Source organism: Streptomyces sp. NPDC059718, assembly GCF_042733315.1.
Taxonomy (GTDB): domain Bacteria; phylum Actinomycetota; class Actinomycetes; order Streptomycetales; family Streptomycetaceae; genus Actinacidiphila.
Window position 1 is genome coordinate 116,378 of the sequence record NZ_JBHWGA010000024.1, and the last position, 15,317, is coordinate 131,694.

A 15,317-nucleotide genomic window follows, 5' to 3' on the forward strand; every position below is an offset into this window, starting at 1 on the left:
GGACCGGAACTGGCATCGGAGCCGCCGCCCTGGCAGGATGCGCACCTTCACTGGCCGGTAACCCCCGGCGAGCGCCCCCGGGGTTCGAACAGCTCCCCCGGGCGGCTGCTGCAGACTGGCCGCATGCGCATCGAGACGGCGACCGAGCCCGGCAGCCCCGGACGCCCCAACGAGGACTTCGTCGCGGTGGCCATGCCCGCGTCAGGCGGCGGCGGTTCACTGGTCCTGCTGGACGGCGTCACCCCTCCCGACGGCCCCACGGGATGCCGTCACGACGTCCCCTGGTACGTCGCCGAGCTGGGCGGATCCATGATCGAACTGTCCGTTTCGCCCGCGGCCCCGAGCCTGGCGCAGTGTCTCGCGGAATCCGTCCTGCGCACCGCCGACGCGCACCGCGGCACCTGTGACCTTTCTCACCGCCGCACCCCGCAGGCGACCGTGGTGGCGGTCCGGTGGAATGCGGACACCGTGGAGCATCTGGTGCTATCCGACTCGGTGTTGCTCATCGAGGACACCACAGGTCACGTCGGTGCCGTGCGCGACGACCGGCTGGGCCGGCTGCCCGGTCCGGTGCCCGCGCTGCGCGCCGCGGTGCGTGCCCTGCCGCGCGGCACGGCCGCCCGTGCCGGGGCCGCCGCGGAGTACGGACGGGCGGTGGAGGCCCTGCGCAACGCCGAGGGCGGCTTCTTCACCGCGGCGGCGGACCCCGCGGTCGCCGAGCGCGCCGTCACGGGCACCCGGCCGCGCTCGCAGGTCCGCGCCGTCGCGGCCCTGACCGACGGCGCCGCCCGGCTGGTCGAGGTCTTCCACGAGCAGGACTGGCAGGGCACGTTCACGCTGCTGCGCAAGGCCGGCCCCGAGAAGCTCCTGCGGCGCGTGCGCGCCGCGGAGTCCGCCGACCCGGACGGCACCCGCTTCCCCCGCGGCAAGACGCGCGACGACGCGACCGCGGTGTTCGCGCAGTGGTGACGACGGCGTGGCCGCGCGCCGGGCGGAGGACCGCGCGGGTTACGCGCCGTCCTGCTCCTGCGAGTCGTTCAGCTGGCCCAGCAGCCGGGCCAGTTCCCGCAGTTCGTCCCGGTCCCAGCCGCTCAGCCGGCTGACGTAGCGCGCCCGGCGCGCCGTACGGACGCGCGAGAAGCGCTCGGCGCCCCCCGTGGTGAGCTGCACCAGGTAGGCCCGGCCGTCGGCGGGGTCGGGTTCGCGCCGGATGAGCCCGAGCACCTCCAGGGCGCGCAGCTGACGGCTCATCGTGGCCTTGCCGACGCCGAAGTAGCCGGCGAGCACGGTGGCCCGCTCGGGCCCGGTCTCGGCGAGCCTGGCGAGGATCCCGTACGCCGCGGGCTCCAGATCCGGATGGACCTCGCGGGCCATCTCGCCGGAGGAGGCGCGGGCGCGCCGCAACAGGACGGTGAGCTCGCGTTCGAGCGCCTCCATCACGGGATCCGCCTCCCCGGGGGAGCCGGCGGTTCCGGCCACCTCGTCACCCGCTTTCCGTCGTGAAAACCTGTCGTATCCGGCCGTCGTGTACGCAGCGTCCCCAGTATTTCGCAGACCTGGACGCACAGCGTGACCAGGGCCCCTTCCCCGCCCGGTGTCTCCGCCCCCGCACGGCCCGGCCACGCGGACGCCGCCGAGTGGGCCGGCTGCCGCACGCATGGGAGCGGCCCCTCCTCAGGCCGTGGGAGGGGCCGCTCTCCATTCACCCGGTCAGGGCCTGACTCAGGCCGCGACCGAGGCCTCCAGCCCGGAGTCCGCGCCGGTGACGGCGGGCTCCAGGGCCAGCTTGAGCACGTGCCGGACGTCCGAGACCGCGTGGACCTCCAGCTTCTCCAGGACCTCGGCGGGGACGTCGTCCAGGTCCGCCTCGTTCCGCTTGGGGATCACCACGGTGGTGATCCCGGCGCGGTGCGCCGCGAGCAGCTTCTGCTTGACGCCGCCGATCGGGAGCACGCGCCCGGTCAGCGACACCTCGCCGGTCATCGCCACGTCGGTGCGGACCCGCCGCCCCGACAGGAGCGAGGCCAGCGCGGTGGTCATGGTGACACCCGCGCTCGGGCCGTCCTTGGGGACCGCGCCCGCGGGGACGTGGAGGTGGACGCCGCGCTCCTTCAGGTCGCCGACCGGCAGCTCCAGTTCGGCGCCGTGCGAGCGCAGGAAGGAGAGCGCGATCTGCGCGGACTCCTTCATCACGTCGCCCAGCTGCCCGGTGAGCTGCAGTCCGCTGCCGCCGGTCTCCGGGTCGGCCAGCGACGCCTCGATGTAGAGGACGTCGCCGCCCGCGCCGGTCACCGCCAGGCCCGTGGAGACGCCCGGCACCGCCGTCCGCCGCTCCTGCGGGTCCTGCGCGGACTCCGGCACGTGGTGCGGCCGGCCGATGAGGTCCCGCAGGTCCTGCGGGGTCACGGTGAACGGCAGCTCGCGCTCGCCGAGTTCGTGCTTGGCCGCGACCTTCCGCAGGATGCGGGCGATCGAACGCTCCAGGGTGCGCACGCCCGCCTCGCGGGTGTACTCCCCGGCCAGCTTGCGCAGGGCCGCGTCGTCGACCGTCACCTCGTCCTCGCCGAGTCCGGCCAGCTCCCGCTGGCGCGGCAGCAGGTGGTCACGGGCGATGACGACCTTCTCGTCCTCGGTGTAGCCGTCCAGCCGCACCAGCTCCATGCGGTCCAGCAGCGGCTCGGGGATGGCCTCCAGGACGTTGGCGGTGGCGAGGAACACCACGTCGCTCAGGTCCAGCTCGACCTCCAGGTAGTGGTCCCGGAAGGTGTGGTTCTGCGCCGGGTCCAGGACCTCCAGCAGGGCCGCGGCCGGGTCGCCGCGGTAGTCGGAGCCCACCTTGTCGATCTCGTCCAGCAGGACCACCGGGTTCATGGACCCGGCCTCCTTGATGGCGCGCACCAGCCGGCCGGGCAGCGCGCCGACGTAGGTGCGCCGGTGGCCGCGGATCTCCGCCTCGTCGCGGACGCCGCCGAGCGCGACGCGCACGAACTTCCGCCCCATCGCGCGGGCCACGGACTCGCCGAGCGAGGTCTTGCCGACGCCGGGCGGGCCCACCAGGGCCAGCACCGCGCCTCCGCGGCGGCCGCCGACGACCCCGAGACCGCGGTCGTTGCGGCGCTTGCGCACGGCCAGGTACTCGGTGATGCGCTCCTTGACGTCCTCCAGGCCCGCGTGGTCGGCGTCCAGCACAGCCCGCGCGCCGGGGATGTCGTAGGCGTCCTGGGTCGTGGTGCTCCACGGCAGCTCCAGGACGGTGTCGAGCCAGGTGCGGATCCAGCTGCCCTCGGGGGACGCGTCGCTGGACCGCTCCAGCTTCTCGACCTCCTTGAGGGCGGCCTCGCGCACCTTCTCGGGCAGGTCGGCGGCCTCGACGCGGGAACGGTAGTCGTCCGCCTCGTCCTCCGGGTCGCCGTTCAGCTCGGCCAGCTCCTTGCGGACGGCCTGCAGCTGCTGCCGCAGCAGGAACTCGCGCTGCTGCTTCTCCATGCCCTCCTGGACGTCCTTGCGGATGGTCTCCGCGACGTCCTGCTCGGCCAGGTGGTCACGCAGCCACTGCGTGGCCAGCTTCAGCCGGGCGACCGGGTCCAGGGTCTCCAGCAGCTCGATGCGCTGGCTGGTGGTGAGGAAGCCGGAGTAGCCGGCGTTGTCCGCGAGCTGCGAGACGTCCTCGATCTGCTGGACGCGGTCCACGACCTGCCAGGCGCCGCGCTTGCGCAGCCAGCTGGTGGCCAGGGCCTTGTACTCCTTCATGAGCTCCGCGACGGTGCCGGGGGCCTCGGCCGGTGCGGGCTCGGAGAGCTCGGTGCCCTCGACCCACAGGGCGCCGCCGGGGCCGGTCGTGCCGGCGCCGATGCGCACGCGGCTCACCGCGCGGATCACGGCACCGGGATCGCCGTCCGACAGACGTCCCACCTGCTCGACGGTGCCCAGCGTGCCCACGCCGGCGTAGTCCCCGTCCACCCGGGGAACGAGCAGCACCCGCGGCTTGTTGCCGAGTCCGGGACGACCGGACCGCTGGGCGGCCTGCGCCGCCTCGACCGCGGCGCGCGCCTCGGCGTCGGTCAGGTCCACCGGCACGACCATGCCGGGCAGGACCACCGAGTCGTCGAGGGGCAGCACGGGCAGGGTGAGCGGCGCGAACGCCGACGAAGACGATTGAGCCATTATCTCTCCCTAAGCAATCAAGTTGAGCTATGCAGACTCAATGCATCTGATGCCCCTGGTGTTCCCCGAGCCGTGTTCGCTCTGAGCGATCGGCCGCGGCGCAGGGTGCGCGCCTCCTCCGCCGCCCCCGAGAACCGTTCGCGGCCGCGGCGGCGATAGAGGGGCGTGAGACTCTTCCGCCCCATGAGCCACGAGCCGCCCGGAGACGACGCGCTGATGCGCGCGATCGCCCGGGGCGACACCCAGGCCCTCGCAGATCTGTACGACCGCCATTCCGGATGGCTGCACGCCCGGCTCACACGGCGCTGCCCGGACCCGGAGACCGTCCGGGAGGTGCTGCAGGACACCTTCATGGCGGCCTGGCGCTCGGCGGGCACCCACGGCGGCGGAGCCGCGGGCGGCTGGTTGTGGGTGATCGCCGCCCGGCGGCTGGCGGACGCCCGCCGCGCCGCGGTGCGGGCCGGCACCCGCGACCTCCTGGCCGCGGAGGAGCCCGGCACCACCCCCTCCGCCGAGGAGCACGTCCTCGCCGGGCTGGAGTACGGCGACGTGGGCGCCGCGCTCGACCGGATCTCCCCCGAACTGCGGGCCGTCCTGCGGGCGACCGTGATCGACGGCCTCACCACGCGGGAGGCCGCGCGCCTGCTCGGGATACCCGAAGGCACCGTCAAGACCCGGGCCTCGCGGGCGCGCCGCGAACTGCGCGCCGCCCTCGCCGCCCTCGGCACCGCAGGAGGAGCCGCATGCTGACCCCGGCCCGGGGACGCCTCGCGTGGCGCACCCCCGGAACCCCGCAGGCGGACCGGACCGGCTGGCACGTGCCGGACGGCACGGCCGCCGCCTACGCCGACGCCACGCTCGCCGACTCCGCCGCCTGGTCGGTGGACAAGCACCTGGAGTCCTGCGCGGCCTGCGCCGCCCGGATCTCCTCGCTGGCCAGGGCGGGCGAGGGCGGAGCGGTCCTCTCCGGGGTGCGGGACGCCGTGCTCACCGCGGCCACGGGCACCGTGCCCCGGCCGGCCCCGCCCCTCGCGCGGGCGGCCGGGGTCCGTCCCTGGCACGCCGCCGTCCGCTCCGCGCGCACGCTGCGTCCGGCCTGGGTGGCGTCGGTGCTGCTGACGCTGGCGGTGGCCGTGGCCCTGACGCGTCTGGGCGGGGCGCCGCAGGGACGCCCCTGGCTTCTGGTGCTCGCCCCGGCGCTGCCGCCGGTGGGCGTGGCCCTCGCGTACGGGAGGTACGGCGACCCGGCCCACGAACTGGCCGCGTCGACGCCCTCGGGGGGGCTGCGGCTGCTGCTGACGCGCACCGCAGCCGTGCTGGCGGTGTGCGTGCCGCTGCTGACCGCCGCCGGAGGCGTCCTGGCGGGCACGGGCGCCGCGGTGGCGTGGCTGCTGCCGGGGCTCGTGCTGACCGGGGCCACGCTCGCGCTGGGCAGCTGGACCGGCTGCCACCGGGCCGCCGCCGTGGTGACGGCCGGCTGGCTGTGCGCCGTCGTCCTCTGCGGGCTCCCGCCCGGGTCCGCGCCCCTGCTGCTCTCCCCCGCCGCGCAGCCCGCCTGGGCCGCGGCCGGCGCCGCCTGCGCCCTTCTCCTGACCCTTCGCCGTACCGCTTTCGACCACCTGGAGCGCCCATGACGACCGAGCCGACCGTCTCCCTCGACGGTCTGACCGTGAGACATCGCCGGACCACCGCCCTGGACGCCCTCGACCTGCGCGTCGGGCGCGGGGTCCACGGGCTGCTCGGCCCCAACGGCGCCGGGAAGACCTCGCTGATCCGGGTACTGGCCACCGTGGCCGGGTACCGGTCGGGCCGTCTGGAGCTGCTGGGCCACGACCCGGCGACCCAGGCCGGGCGCACCGCGATCCGGCGGCGCCTCGGCTACCTGCCGCAGGAGTTCGGCTACTACCCGGGCTTCACGGTGCGCGAGTTCGTGGCGTACGTGGCCTGGCTGAAGGAGATGCCCAAGGCCGCGGTGCCGGCGGCCGTCGACCGCGCGATGGAGCGGGTCGGCGTCGCCGAGCGCGCCGACGTGAGGATCAGGACCCTGTCCGGCGGCATGGTGCGCCGGGTCGGCATCGCCCAGGCCATCGTCAACGACCCCGACCTGCTGCTGCTCGACGAGCCGACCGCCGGTCTCGACCCGGAACAGCGGGTGGAGTTCCGCGCCCTGCTCAGGGAAGTGGGCACCACGGCGACCGTGCTGGTCTCCACCCATCTCGTCGAGGACGTGGCCACCGCCTGCACGGACGTGACGCTGCTCGACGGCGGACGGGCCGCCTTCCGCGGCACCGCGGCGGAGCTCGCCGCGGCCGGGGACGAGGACGCGCCCGGGGACAGCCCGATCGAACGCGGCTACACGGCGGCGCTGCGCCGCCACCGCGGCGCGGCCTCCGGCGTCCGGGAGGCCGCCGTATGAGCACCCCGGGCACACTGGCCACCGCTCCCCAGGCGCCTCCCGCCGCGCCCCGTGTCCACCGCACCGAGCTGCTGCGCGGCTTCGGGGCGTGGACGGGGGCCGCCGTGGCCGGCGGCGTCCTCGTCGCCGTACTGGCCAGGCGGTACTCGCTGGGGGACGACTGGGCGGTGCTCCACGGCGCGCTGCGCGAGGCCGGCCTGCTCCTCGGCGGTCCGCTCGCCCTCGCCGCCGGCTGCTGGCAGGGCGGCCGCGAGCGGCGGAGCGGCACCGGCGACCTGCTCGCCTCGGCCGCGCGGCCGCCGCTGCGCAGGGCGCTGGTCGCGGCCCTGCCGTCGATGGCCTGGCCGGTGCTGGGCTATCTGACGGCGGTCGGCGTGTGCCTGGCGCTGGTCCTGCCGTACGCGTCCTACGGGCACCCCTCGTGGGACCGGCCGGCCGCGGACGCGGTGGCGCTCGGGGCTCTGGGCGCGCTCGGCTTCGCGGCGGGGCGGGCACTGCCCTGGCGCTTCGCGGCACCGCTGCTCGCGGTCGCCGGGTATCTGCTGCTCGGCATCGGCGCCTACGGCGAGTCGGGCGCCACGGTTATCAGCCCCGCGTACGCCGGCCCCTCCGGTGACGCCCCGGTGTGGTGGGCCGCCCCTCTCGCGGCGGTGTGGTTCGCCGGAGCGGCCGCCGCCGCACTGCTGGCCGGTCACGCCGGACGGCGGGTGCTCGCCGTCCTGCCGCTGGTCGTCGCCGTCGCGGCCGCGTCCGTCCTGTACCGCAGCGGCGCCGACCTGTGGCGGCCCGACCCCGCCGCGTCCGCGCTCGTCTGCGACCAGGGCACCCCCACGGTGTGCGTCCGCGCGGCGCACGGCTCGGCCCTGCCCGCGGTGCGCGCGGTGGTGGACCGCGTCGACGCCCTGCTGGACGGCGCCCCGGGGGCGCCCGTCCGGTACCGCGAGGGGGGATCTCCGGAGACGGCGCCGCCCGGGGAAGTCCGGTTCCAGCTGTACGGCGGCGTCTTCCAGGGCCGCCTCGGCGACGACGGCATGCTCTACCGGGACTTCGTCTACGCGGTCTCCTCCTCGGCCGGATGCGAGAGGGCCCAAGCCGGTGCGCGCGCCTACGCCAACGAGTACGCCGCCCAGGAGTGGCTGCGCCTCGGGGGTCCCCTCTTCGCCACCGACCCGGCCGAGGCGCGCCTCGCGCGGTCGGGGGCGCAGCGCCTGCGCGCCATGACGGCCGCCGACCGCCGCGCCTGGTTCGGCCGCTACCTGGCCGGCGTCCGGGCCTGCGACGTCGGCGGAGTCCCGGCACCGTGACCCCCACCGGATCCGCCGAGGAGCCCTCACGATGACACCGACCCTTCTGCCCCTCTATGTCCGCTCACGCGGTCTGCCCGGCGCCGCCGTCGCGCTGGCCGTCCTCTTCGCCGCCTCCCGCTGGGGCGCGGACTGGCTGGTCGGCCGGCCGTTCTTCGACACCGGCGCCCGCGTCCCGGTGGTCGTCCTCGCCCCGGTCCTCGCGGCGGCCGTCACCGGGGTCTCGCTCCACACCCACTCCGGGGAAGTGGACCGTGGCGCCCCGCTGCCCTGGTGGCGGTGGCGGGCCGTGCACCTGCTCGCCCTCACCGGGCCGGCGGTGCTCTGGCTGGGCGCGGCGGTCCCCGGGGACCCGGACCGCTTCGGTGCCCCGACGATGGTCCGGGGCGTCCTCGGCTTCACCGGTCTCGCGGCCGCGGGCGCCGCCGTCCTGGGGGCCCGGCTGAGCTGGCTGCCGCCCGTGCTCTACGGCGGCAGCGTCTACATGGCGGCTCCCCGCACTCCCGGCGGGGCGGCCGCGGTGTGGGCCTGGTCGATGCAGCCGGGCGCCCAGCCCGCGGCCTGGGCGACCGCCGCCGTCCTCTTCGCGGGCGGCGCCGCCCTGGTGGCCGTGCGGGGACCGGCCCCGGGCGGCCGCGGGTGAAAACCCCGTCCGGCCCGGAGGGTCGGCTCATTACGCTGGGTCCATGGACGCGAACGAAGAGGAACGGCCCGTCACGCTCGACCGTCGTGACGGGCCGTACGGGGAGGTCGCGCTCCGGCGCAGCGGGGGGCGCTACGAGATCATCGCCAACGGCACCTTCCTGATGGACACCTCCGACGGCCGCTCGGAACGGCTGCTGGTCGACGCGGCGCTGGACGCCCTCCCGGCGGACCGGGCGGAGCTGTCGGTGCTGATCGGCGGCCTCGGGGTGGGCTTCTCGCTCGCGCGGGCGGCGGCCGAGCCGCGCTGGGCGCGGATCGCGGTGGCCGAGCGGGAGCGGGCGGTGATCGACTGGCATCACGCGGGCCCGCTGGCCGACTTCTCCGAGCACGCGCTGGAGAACCCGCGGGTGAGCGTCGTCGAGGGCGATCTGGTGGCATACGTGCGGGAGGCGGACGCGACGTACGACGCGCTGTGCCTGGACATCGACAACGGCCCCGACTGGACGGTCACCGAGGGCAACGGGGGGCTCTACGGACCGGAGGGTCTGGCGGCCTGCAGGGAGCGGCTCGAACCCGGTGGCGTACTGGCGGTATGGTCGGCGCAGCCGTCCGTCGCGTTCGACGACGCTCTGAGGTCGGCGCAGTTCACGCAGGTCCGGACCATCGAGATCCCGGTGAATCGGGGCGTTCCGGATGTCGTGCACCTGGCAATCAAACCCGCATAGCCGCGTCGCCGTCCCGCCCCGTACGCTGCTGCGCAACGCAAACGACCATGGGGGACCCCACATGGACAGCACACAGCCGACGACCGCCGACGCCGCAGCGGTGGCGGCCACCCCCGGCGCGCAGCGCCGCGTGCTGGTGGTGGAGGACGACGCGACGATCGCCGACGCCATCGCGGTACGCCTGCGGGCCGAGGGCTTCCAGGTCCGCACCGCGGGCGACGGCCCCGCCGCCGTGGAGACCGCCGCCTCCTGGCAGCCCGACCTCCTCGTCCTCGACGTCATGCTCCCCGGGTACGACGGCCTGGAGGTCTGCCGCCGCGTGCAGGCCTCGCGGCCGGTCCCGGTGCTGATGCTGACCGCCCGCGACGACGAGACCGACATGCTGGTCGGGCTCGGCGTGGGCGCCGACGACTACATGACCAAGCCCTTCTCGCTGCGCGAGCTGGTCGCCCGGGTGCACGTGCTGCTGCGCCGCGTGGAGCGCGCCACGATCGCCGCCCGCGACCCGCGCGGCGCCAACATGCAGCTCGGCGACCTGGAGATCGACAACGCCCAGCGGCGGGTCCGGGTCCGGGGCGCCGACGTGCACCTCACCCCGACCGAGTTCGACCTGCTGGTCTGCCTGGCCCAGCAGCCGCGCGCGGTGCTCTCCCGGGAGCAGCTGCTCGCCGAGGTCTGGGACTGGGCGGACGCCTCCGGCACCCGCACCGTCGACAGCCACGTCAAGGCGCTGCGGCGGAAGATCGGCGCGGAACGCATCCGTACCGTGCACGGCGTCGGCTACGCGCTCGAGACGCCCACGCCGTGAGCCCCTACAGCGCGCCGCGCCCGCCGAAGCTGCGGGAACGTGTCTGGGCCGCGCTGAGGCCGTACGACCCCTTCCGGTCGATCAAGGCGGCACTGCAGTACCTGGTGCTCGCCTCCGTGCTGATCACCACGGGCCTGATCTTCGTGGCGATGCACTCCGCGACCGAGATCCGGATCATCACGATCTTCTCGATCATCGCCTCGCTGCTGATCTCGCAGCTGGTGGCGCACGGGCTGACCGCGCCGCTGCGCGAGATGACCTCGGCCGCCGGGGCCATGGTGCGCGGCGACTACAGCCGGCGGGTCACCGCGGTGCGCCGCGACGAGGTCGGCGAACTGGCCGAGACCTTCAACCGGATGGCCGCCGACCTGGAGGCCGTCGACCAGCACCGCAAGGAGCTGGTGGCGAATGTCTCACATGAGCTGCGCACCCCGATCGCGGCGCTCCGCGCGGTCCTGGAGAACGTCGTCGACGGGGTCTCCGAGGCCGACACGGAGACGATGCGCACCGCGCTGCAGCAGGCGGAGCGGCTGAGCCTGCTCGTCGCCCACCTGCTGGACCTCTCCCGCCTGGACAACGGCATCGTGCCGCTGGACGCCAAGCGCTTCGAGGTCTGGCCGTACCTGTCGGCCGTGATCAAGACGGCCGGCCTCGGCCTGAAGGACGCCAGGGCGCACGGCGGCCGGACGCGCAAGGACGTCCACCTCCACCTGGACGTCTCACCGCCGGAGCTGACCGCGTACGCGGACGCGGAGCGGCTGCACCAGGTGGTCGCCAACCTGATCGACAACGCCGTCAAGCACAGCCCGCCCAGCGGCCGGGTCACCGTGCGCGCCCGGCGCGGCACCGGTCCGGGCAGCCTCGACCTGGAGGTCCTGGACGAGGGCCCCGGCATACCCGAGGCCGAGCGCACCCGTGTCTTCGAGCGGTTCAACCGCGGCACCGCGGGACCGGGCGACGGCGGGACGGGGCTGGGACTGGCGATCGCCCGCTGGGCGGTGGACCTCCACGGCGGACGCATCGCGGTGGCCGAGTCCCCCCGCGGCTGCCGGATCCGCGTCACCCTCCCGGGGTCCGCGACGGCGTCGGCTTGACGCTCCTGCCAGGGCAGACGTTGCCGGAGGCAACCGGACCAGTCGATTCAGGACCCCATTCCCGCCAAACTCCGCCCCGAAACCGCCTTTCCGATGTGACTTAGGCGACGACTGGCCTCCCCGCCTGCAGGAAACGCTCAGGTAGGCGTAGCCTTTATTTCCGCTGTCCATCACCTTGTGAAGCGGAAGAGGGCGGTTGCCGCCGTGTCGCCACACCCCAGTAGCTCGAGCGTCCCGACCGAAACCGATGGGCAGGGCCAGGGCCCTGCCGCGGGCTTCGGGCCTAACGAGTGGCTTGTCGATGAGATCTACCAGCAGTACCTCCAGGACCCGAACTCGGTGGACCGAGCCTGGTGGGACTTCTTCGCCGATTACAAGCCGGGAGCGGATACGGGTTCCGCAGTCGCCACGGGCCAGCCTCAGGCGGCCCCCGCAGCGCCTCCGGCCGCTCCGGCCGCGCCCGCTGCCCCTGCACCGGCCGCGCCCGCCCCGGCACCCGTGACGCCCGCCGCCGCGCCGGCCCCGGTCGCCCAGGCCCCGGCCGCCGCGCCGGCCGCTCCGGCCCCGGTCGCCCCGGCCCCCGCGAAGCCCGTCGTCGAGAAGCCCACTCCGGCTCAGCCGCAGCCGGCGGCCAAGGCCGCCCCGGCCACCGAGGCGGCCCAGGGACCCGAGTACGTGACGCTGCGCGGCCCGTCCGCGGCCGTGGCGAAGAACATGCACGCCTCGCTGGAGCTTCCCACGGCCACGTCCGTGCGCGCCGTCCCGGTGAAGCTGCTGTTCGACAACCGCATCGTCATCAACAACCACCTCAAGCGCGCCCGTGGCGGCAAGGTCTCCTTCACGCACATCATCGGCTACGCCATGGTGCAGGCGCTGAAGATCATGCCCGCGATGAACTGGTCGTTCGCGGAGAAGGACGGCAAGCCGACGCTGGTCAAGCCCGACCACGTCAACCTGGGCCTCGCCATCGACCTGGTCAAGCCCAACGGCGACCGCCAGCTGGTCGTCGCGGCCATCAAGAAGGCCGAGACCCTCAACTTCTTCGAGTTCTGGCAGGCCTACGAGGACATCGTCCGCCGCGCCCGCATCGGCAAGCTGACGATGGACGACTTCTCCGGCGTCACCGTCTCGCTCACCAACCCCGGCGGCATCGGCACCGTCCACTCGGTGCCGCGCCTGATGCCCGGCCAGTCGGTGATCCTCGGCGTCGGCTCCATGGACTACCCCGCCGAGTTCCAGGGCACCTCGCAGGACACCCTGAACAAGCTGGGCATCTCCAAGGTCATGACGCTCACCAGCACCTACGACCACCGGGTCATCCAGGGTGCGGCGTCGGGCGAGTTCCTGCGCATCATGAACCAGCTCCTGCTGGGCGAGAACAACTTCTTCGACGACATCTTCAAGGCGCTGCGCATCCCCTACGAGCCGGTCCGCTGGCTCAAGGACATCGACGCCAGCCACGACGACGACGTCACCAAGGCCGCCCGCGTCTTCGAGCTGATCCACTCCTACCGGGTCCGCGGCCACGTCATGGCCGACACCGACCCGCTGGAGTACAAGCAGCGCAAGCACCCCGACCTCGACATCACCGAGCACGGGCTCACCCTGTGGGACCTGGAGCGCGACTTCGCCGTCGGCGGCTTCGCCGGCAAGTCGCTGATGAAGCTGCGCGACATCCTCGGTGTGCTGCGCGACTCATACTGCCGCACCGTCGGCATCGAGTTCATGCACATCCAGGACCCGCTGCAGCGCAAGTGGATCCAGGACCGCGTCGAGCGCCCGCACACCAAGCCCGAGCGCGACGAGCAGCTGCGCATCCTGCGCCGCCTCAACGCGGCGGAGGCCTTCGAGACCTTCCTGCAGACGAAGTACGTCGGCCAGAAGCGCTTCTCCCTGGAGGGCGGCGAGTCCGTCATCCCGCTGCTCGACGCCGTCATCGACGCCGCCGCCGAATCGCGGCTGGACGAGGTCGTCATCGGCATGGCCCACCGCGGCCGGCTGAACGTGCTGGCCAACATCGTCGGCAAGTCGTACGCGCAGATCTTCCGCGAGTTCGAGGGCAACCTCGACCCGAAGTCGATGCACGGCTCCGGCGACGTGAAGTACCACCTGGGCGCCCAGGGCACCTTCACCGGCCTGGACGGCGAGCAGATCACCGTCTCGCTGGCCGCGAACCCCTCGCACCTGGAGGCGGTCGACCCGATCGTCGAGGGCATCGCCCGTGCCAAGCAGGACGTCATCGGCAAGGGCGGCACGGACTTCACCGTCATGCCGGTCGTCCTCCACGGCGACGCGGCCTTCGCGGGCCAGGGCGTCGTCGCCGAGACCCTGAACATGTCGCAGCTGCGCGGCTACCGCACCGGCGGCACCGTGCACGTGGTGATCAACAACCAGGTCGGCTTCACCGCCGCCCCGGAGTCCTCGCGCTCGTCGATGTACAGCACCGACGTCGCGCGCATGATCGAGGCGCCGATCTTCCACGTGAACGGCGACGACCCGGAGGCTGTGGTCCGCGTCGCGCGGCTCGCCTTCGAGTTCCGCCAGGCGTTCAACAAGGACGTCGTCATCGACCTCATCTGCTACCGCCGCCGCGGTCACAACGAGGCCGACAACCCGTCCTTCACCCAGCCGCTGATGTACGACCTGATCGACAAGAAGCGCTCGGTGCGCAAGCTCTACACCGAGTCCCTCATCGGTCGCGGCGACATCACCCTGGAAGAGGCCGAGCAGGTCCTGCAGGACTACCAGGGCCAGCTGGAGAAGGTCTTCACCGAGGTCCGCGAGGCGACCGCGCCGGCCGCCCCGCAGGAGGAGGAGAACCAGGCCACCGGCCCGGAGTTCCCCGTCCCGGCGGACACCGCGATCAGCCAGGAGACCGTCAAGCGGATCGCGGCCTCCCAGGTCAACATCCCGGAGCGGATCACCGTCCACCCGCGTCTGATGCCGCAGCTGCAGCGCCGCGCGGCCATGGTCGAGGACGACACCATCGACTGGGCCATGGGTGAGACCCTCGCCATCGGCTCCCTGCTGATGGAGGGCACCCCGGTCCGGCTCGCCGGCCAGGACTCCCGCCGCGGCACCTTCGGCCAGCGGCACGCCGTCCTGGTCGACCGGGAGACCGGCGAGGACTACACCCCGCTGCTGTACCTCGCCGAGGACCAGGCGCGCTACAACGTCTACGACTCGCTGCTCAGCGAGTACGCGGCGATGGGCTTCGAGTACGGCTACTCGCTGGCCCGCCCGGACGCGCTGGTCGCCTGGGAGGCCCAGTTCGGTGACTTCGTCAACGGCGCCCAGACCGTCGTCGACGAGTTCATCTCCTCCGCCGAGCAGAAGTGGGGCCAGACCTCCGGCGTCACCCTCCTGCTGCCGCACGGCTACGAGGGCCAGGGCCCGGACCACTCCTCCGCCCGCATCGAGCGCTTCCTGCAGCTGTGCGCGCAGAACAACATGACGGTCGCGGTCCCGACCACCCCGGCGAACTACTTCCACCTCCTGCGGTGGCAGGTCCACAACCCGCACCACAAGCCGCTCATCGTCTTCACCCCGAAGTCGATGCTGCGCCTGAAGGCGGCGACCTCGAAGACGGAGGAGTTCACCTCCGGCCAGTTCCAGCCGGTCATCGGCGACAGCACCGTCAAGCCCGAGGACGTCCGCAAGGTCGTCTTCTGCTCCGGCAAGGTCTACTACGACCTCGTCGCCGAGCGTGAGAAGCGTGGTGCCTTCGACACCGCCCTCATCCGCATCGAGCGTCTCTACCCGCTGCCCGGCCTGGAGATCCAGGCCGCCCTGGCCCCGTTCACCAAGGCCCAGAAGTACGTCTGGGCCCAGGACGAGCCGGCCAACCAGGGTGCCTGGCCGTTCATCGCCCTCAACCTGATCGACCACCTCGACCTGGTGCTCGGCGCCGCGCCCGACAACGCCGACCGGCTGCGTCGTGTGTCGCGTCCGTCCTCCTCGTCGCCAGCGGTCGGTTCCGCCAAGCGGCACCAGCAGGAGCAGGAGCAGCTGGTGCACGAGGTCTTCGAGCTCTGAGGCCCGTAGTCCCCGGTACGACGCGCAGGGGCCCCGCACTCGACGAGTGCGGGGCCCCTGCGCGTACGCCGGCCGGCGGGAGGGGGAGCCGCGGGCCCGGACGGCGGGAGTACCTATCCTGGCCTG

At 73.7% G+C, this 15,317-nt stretch carries 12 protein-coding genes; 10 read left to right on the forward strand and 2 right to left on the reverse strand.

The genetic code is table 11. The features are described 5' to 3' along the window. Positions 1 to 123 precede the first annotated feature (123 nt). Entirely contained in the window at positions 124 to 969 is an 846-nt protein-coding gene (locus ACFV3E_RS26215) for a hypothetical protein (protein WP_500536860.1), read from the forward strand. A 39-nt stretch (positions 970 to 1,008) separates the two neighbouring features. On the opposite strand, the gene ACFV3E_RS26220 is transcribed toward ACFV3E_RS26215, so the two are convergent. Together ACFV3E_RS26220 and lon are read right to left on the reverse strand one after the other, a co-directional pair. Then, complete coding sequence (locus tag ACFV3E_RS26220) at positions 1,009 to 1,437, reverse strand: MarR family winged helix-turn-helix transcriptional regulator (RefSeq protein WP_499516945.1); 429 nt, start codon at positions 1,435 to 1,437, stop codon at positions 1,009 to 1,011. A 285-nt stretch (positions 1,438 to 1,722) separates the two neighbouring features. After that, entirely contained in the window at positions 1,723 to 4,164 is a 2,442-nt protein-coding gene (gene lon / locus ACFV3E_RS26225) for an endopeptidase La (RefSeq protein ID WP_500536861.1), read from the reverse strand. A gap of 183 nt (positions 4,165 to 4,347) precedes the next feature. On the opposite strand from lon, the gene ACFV3E_RS26230 reads away from it, so the two are divergent. The 9 genes from ACFV3E_RS26230 (at position 4,348) to ACFV3E_RS26270 (ending at position 15,191) form a co-directional block, all read left to right on the forward strand. Next, the gene (locus ACFV3E_RS26230) at positions 4,348 to 4,914 is read left to right on the forward strand and encodes an RNA polymerase sigma factor (RefSeq protein ID WP_500536862.1); all 567 of its coding nucleotides are present in this window, start codon (positions 4,348 to 4,350) and stop codon (positions 4,912 to 4,914) included. After that, positions 4,908 to 5,798 (forward strand): zf-HC2 domain-containing protein, encoded by an 891-nt coding sequence (locus tag ACFV3E_RS26235; protein WP_500536863.1) that lies wholly within the window; start codon positions 4,908 to 4,910, stop codon positions 5,796 to 5,798. Before ACFV3E_RS26230 ends, ACFV3E_RS26235 begins: the two co-directional genes overlap by 7 nt. Then, positions 5,795 to 6,580 (forward strand): ABC transporter ATP-binding protein, encoded by a 786-nt coding sequence (locus ACFV3E_RS26240; RefSeq protein WP_500536864.1) that lies wholly within the window; start codon positions 5,795 to 5,797, stop codon positions 6,578 to 6,580. The genes ACFV3E_RS26235 and ACFV3E_RS26240 overlap by 4 nt, the downstream gene beginning before the upstream one ends. Continuing rightward, a complete protein-coding gene (locus ACFV3E_RS26245) occupies positions 6,577 to 7,884 on the forward strand; it encodes a hypothetical protein (RefSeq protein ID WP_500536865.1) in 1,308 nt (435 codons plus the stop codon). Before ACFV3E_RS26240 ends, ACFV3E_RS26245 begins: the two co-directional genes overlap by 4 nt. Before the next feature lie 31 nt (positions 7,885 to 7,915). Continuing rightward, positions 7,916 to 8,527, forward strand: a complete 612-nt coding sequence (locus ACFV3E_RS26250; protein WP_500536866.1) for a hypothetical protein — start codon at positions 7,916 to 7,918, stop codon at positions 8,525 to 8,527. A 43-nt stretch (positions 8,528 to 8,570) separates the two neighbouring features. Beyond that, positions 8,571 to 9,254 carry a spermidine synthase family protein gene (locus ACFV3E_RS26255; RefSeq protein WP_500536867.1) on the forward strand — a complete coding sequence of 228 codons (684 nt, stop codon included), beginning with the start codon at positions 8,571 to 8,573 and terminating at the stop codon, positions 9,252 to 9,254. 61 nt (positions 9,255 to 9,315) lie between these two features. Continuing rightward, positions 9,316 to 10,062, forward strand: coding sequence for a response regulator transcription factor (locus ACFV3E_RS26260; protein ID WP_431967385.1), 747 nt, complete (start codon positions 9,316 to 9,318; stop codon positions 10,060 to 10,062). Beyond that, positions 10,059 to 11,156 carry a HAMP domain-containing sensor histidine kinase gene (locus ACFV3E_RS26265; protein ID WP_500536868.1) on the forward strand — a complete coding sequence of 366 codons (1,098 nt, stop codon included), beginning with the start codon at positions 10,059 to 10,061 and terminating at the stop codon, positions 11,154 to 11,156. Before ACFV3E_RS26260 ends, ACFV3E_RS26265 begins: the two co-directional genes overlap by 4 nt. Before the next feature lie 204 nt (positions 11,157 to 11,360). After that, positions 11,361 to 15,191 carry a multifunctional oxoglutarate decarboxylase/oxoglutarate dehydrogenase thiamine pyrophosphate-binding subunit/dihydrolipoyllysine-residue succinyltransferase subunit gene (locus tag ACFV3E_RS26270; protein ID WP_500536869.1) on the forward strand — a complete coding sequence of 1,277 codons (3,831 nt, stop codon included), beginning with the start codon at positions 11,361 to 11,363 and terminating at the stop codon, positions 15,189 to 15,191. Positions 15,192 to 15,317 lie beyond the last annotated feature (126 nt).

Excerpts from the sequence above, each read along its gene's own strand:
- ACFV3E_RS26215 (WP_500536860.1), top strand. The coding sequence starts at position 124 with ATGCGCATCGAGACGGCGACCGAGCCCGGCAGCCCCGGACGCCCCAAC.
- ACFV3E_RS26220 (WP_499516945.1), bottom strand. The coding sequence starts at position 1,437 with ATGGAGGCGCTCGAACGCGAGCTCACCGTCCTGTTGCGGCGCGCCCGC.
- lon (WP_500536861.1), bottom strand. The coding sequence starts at position 4,164 with ATGGCTCAATCGTCTTCGTCGGCGTTCGCGCCGCTCACCCTGCCCGTG.
- ACFV3E_RS26230 (WP_500536862.1), top strand. The coding sequence starts at position 4,348 with ATGAGCCACGAGCCGCCCGGAGACGACGCGCTGATGCGCGCGATCGCC.
- ACFV3E_RS26235 (WP_500536863.1), top strand. The coding sequence starts at position 4,908 with ATGCTGACCCCGGCCCGGGGACGCCTCGCGTGGCGCACCCCCGGAACC.
- ACFV3E_RS26240 (WP_500536864.1), top strand. The coding sequence starts at position 5,795 with ATGACGACCGAGCCGACCGTCTCCCTCGACGGTCTGACCGTGAGACAT.
- ACFV3E_RS26245 (WP_500536865.1), top strand. The coding sequence starts at position 6,577 with ATGAGCACCCCGGGCACACTGGCCACCGCTCCCCAGGCGCCTCCCGCC.
- ACFV3E_RS26250 (WP_500536866.1), top strand. The coding sequence starts at position 7,916 with ATGACACCGACCCTTCTGCCCCTCTATGTCCGCTCACGCGGTCTGCCC.
- ACFV3E_RS26255 (WP_500536867.1), top strand. The coding sequence starts at position 8,571 with ATGGACGCGAACGAAGAGGAACGGCCCGTCACGCTCGACCGTCGTGAC.
- ACFV3E_RS26260 (WP_431967385.1), top strand. The coding sequence starts at position 9,316 with ATGGACAGCACACAGCCGACGACCGCCGACGCCGCAGCGGTGGCGGCC.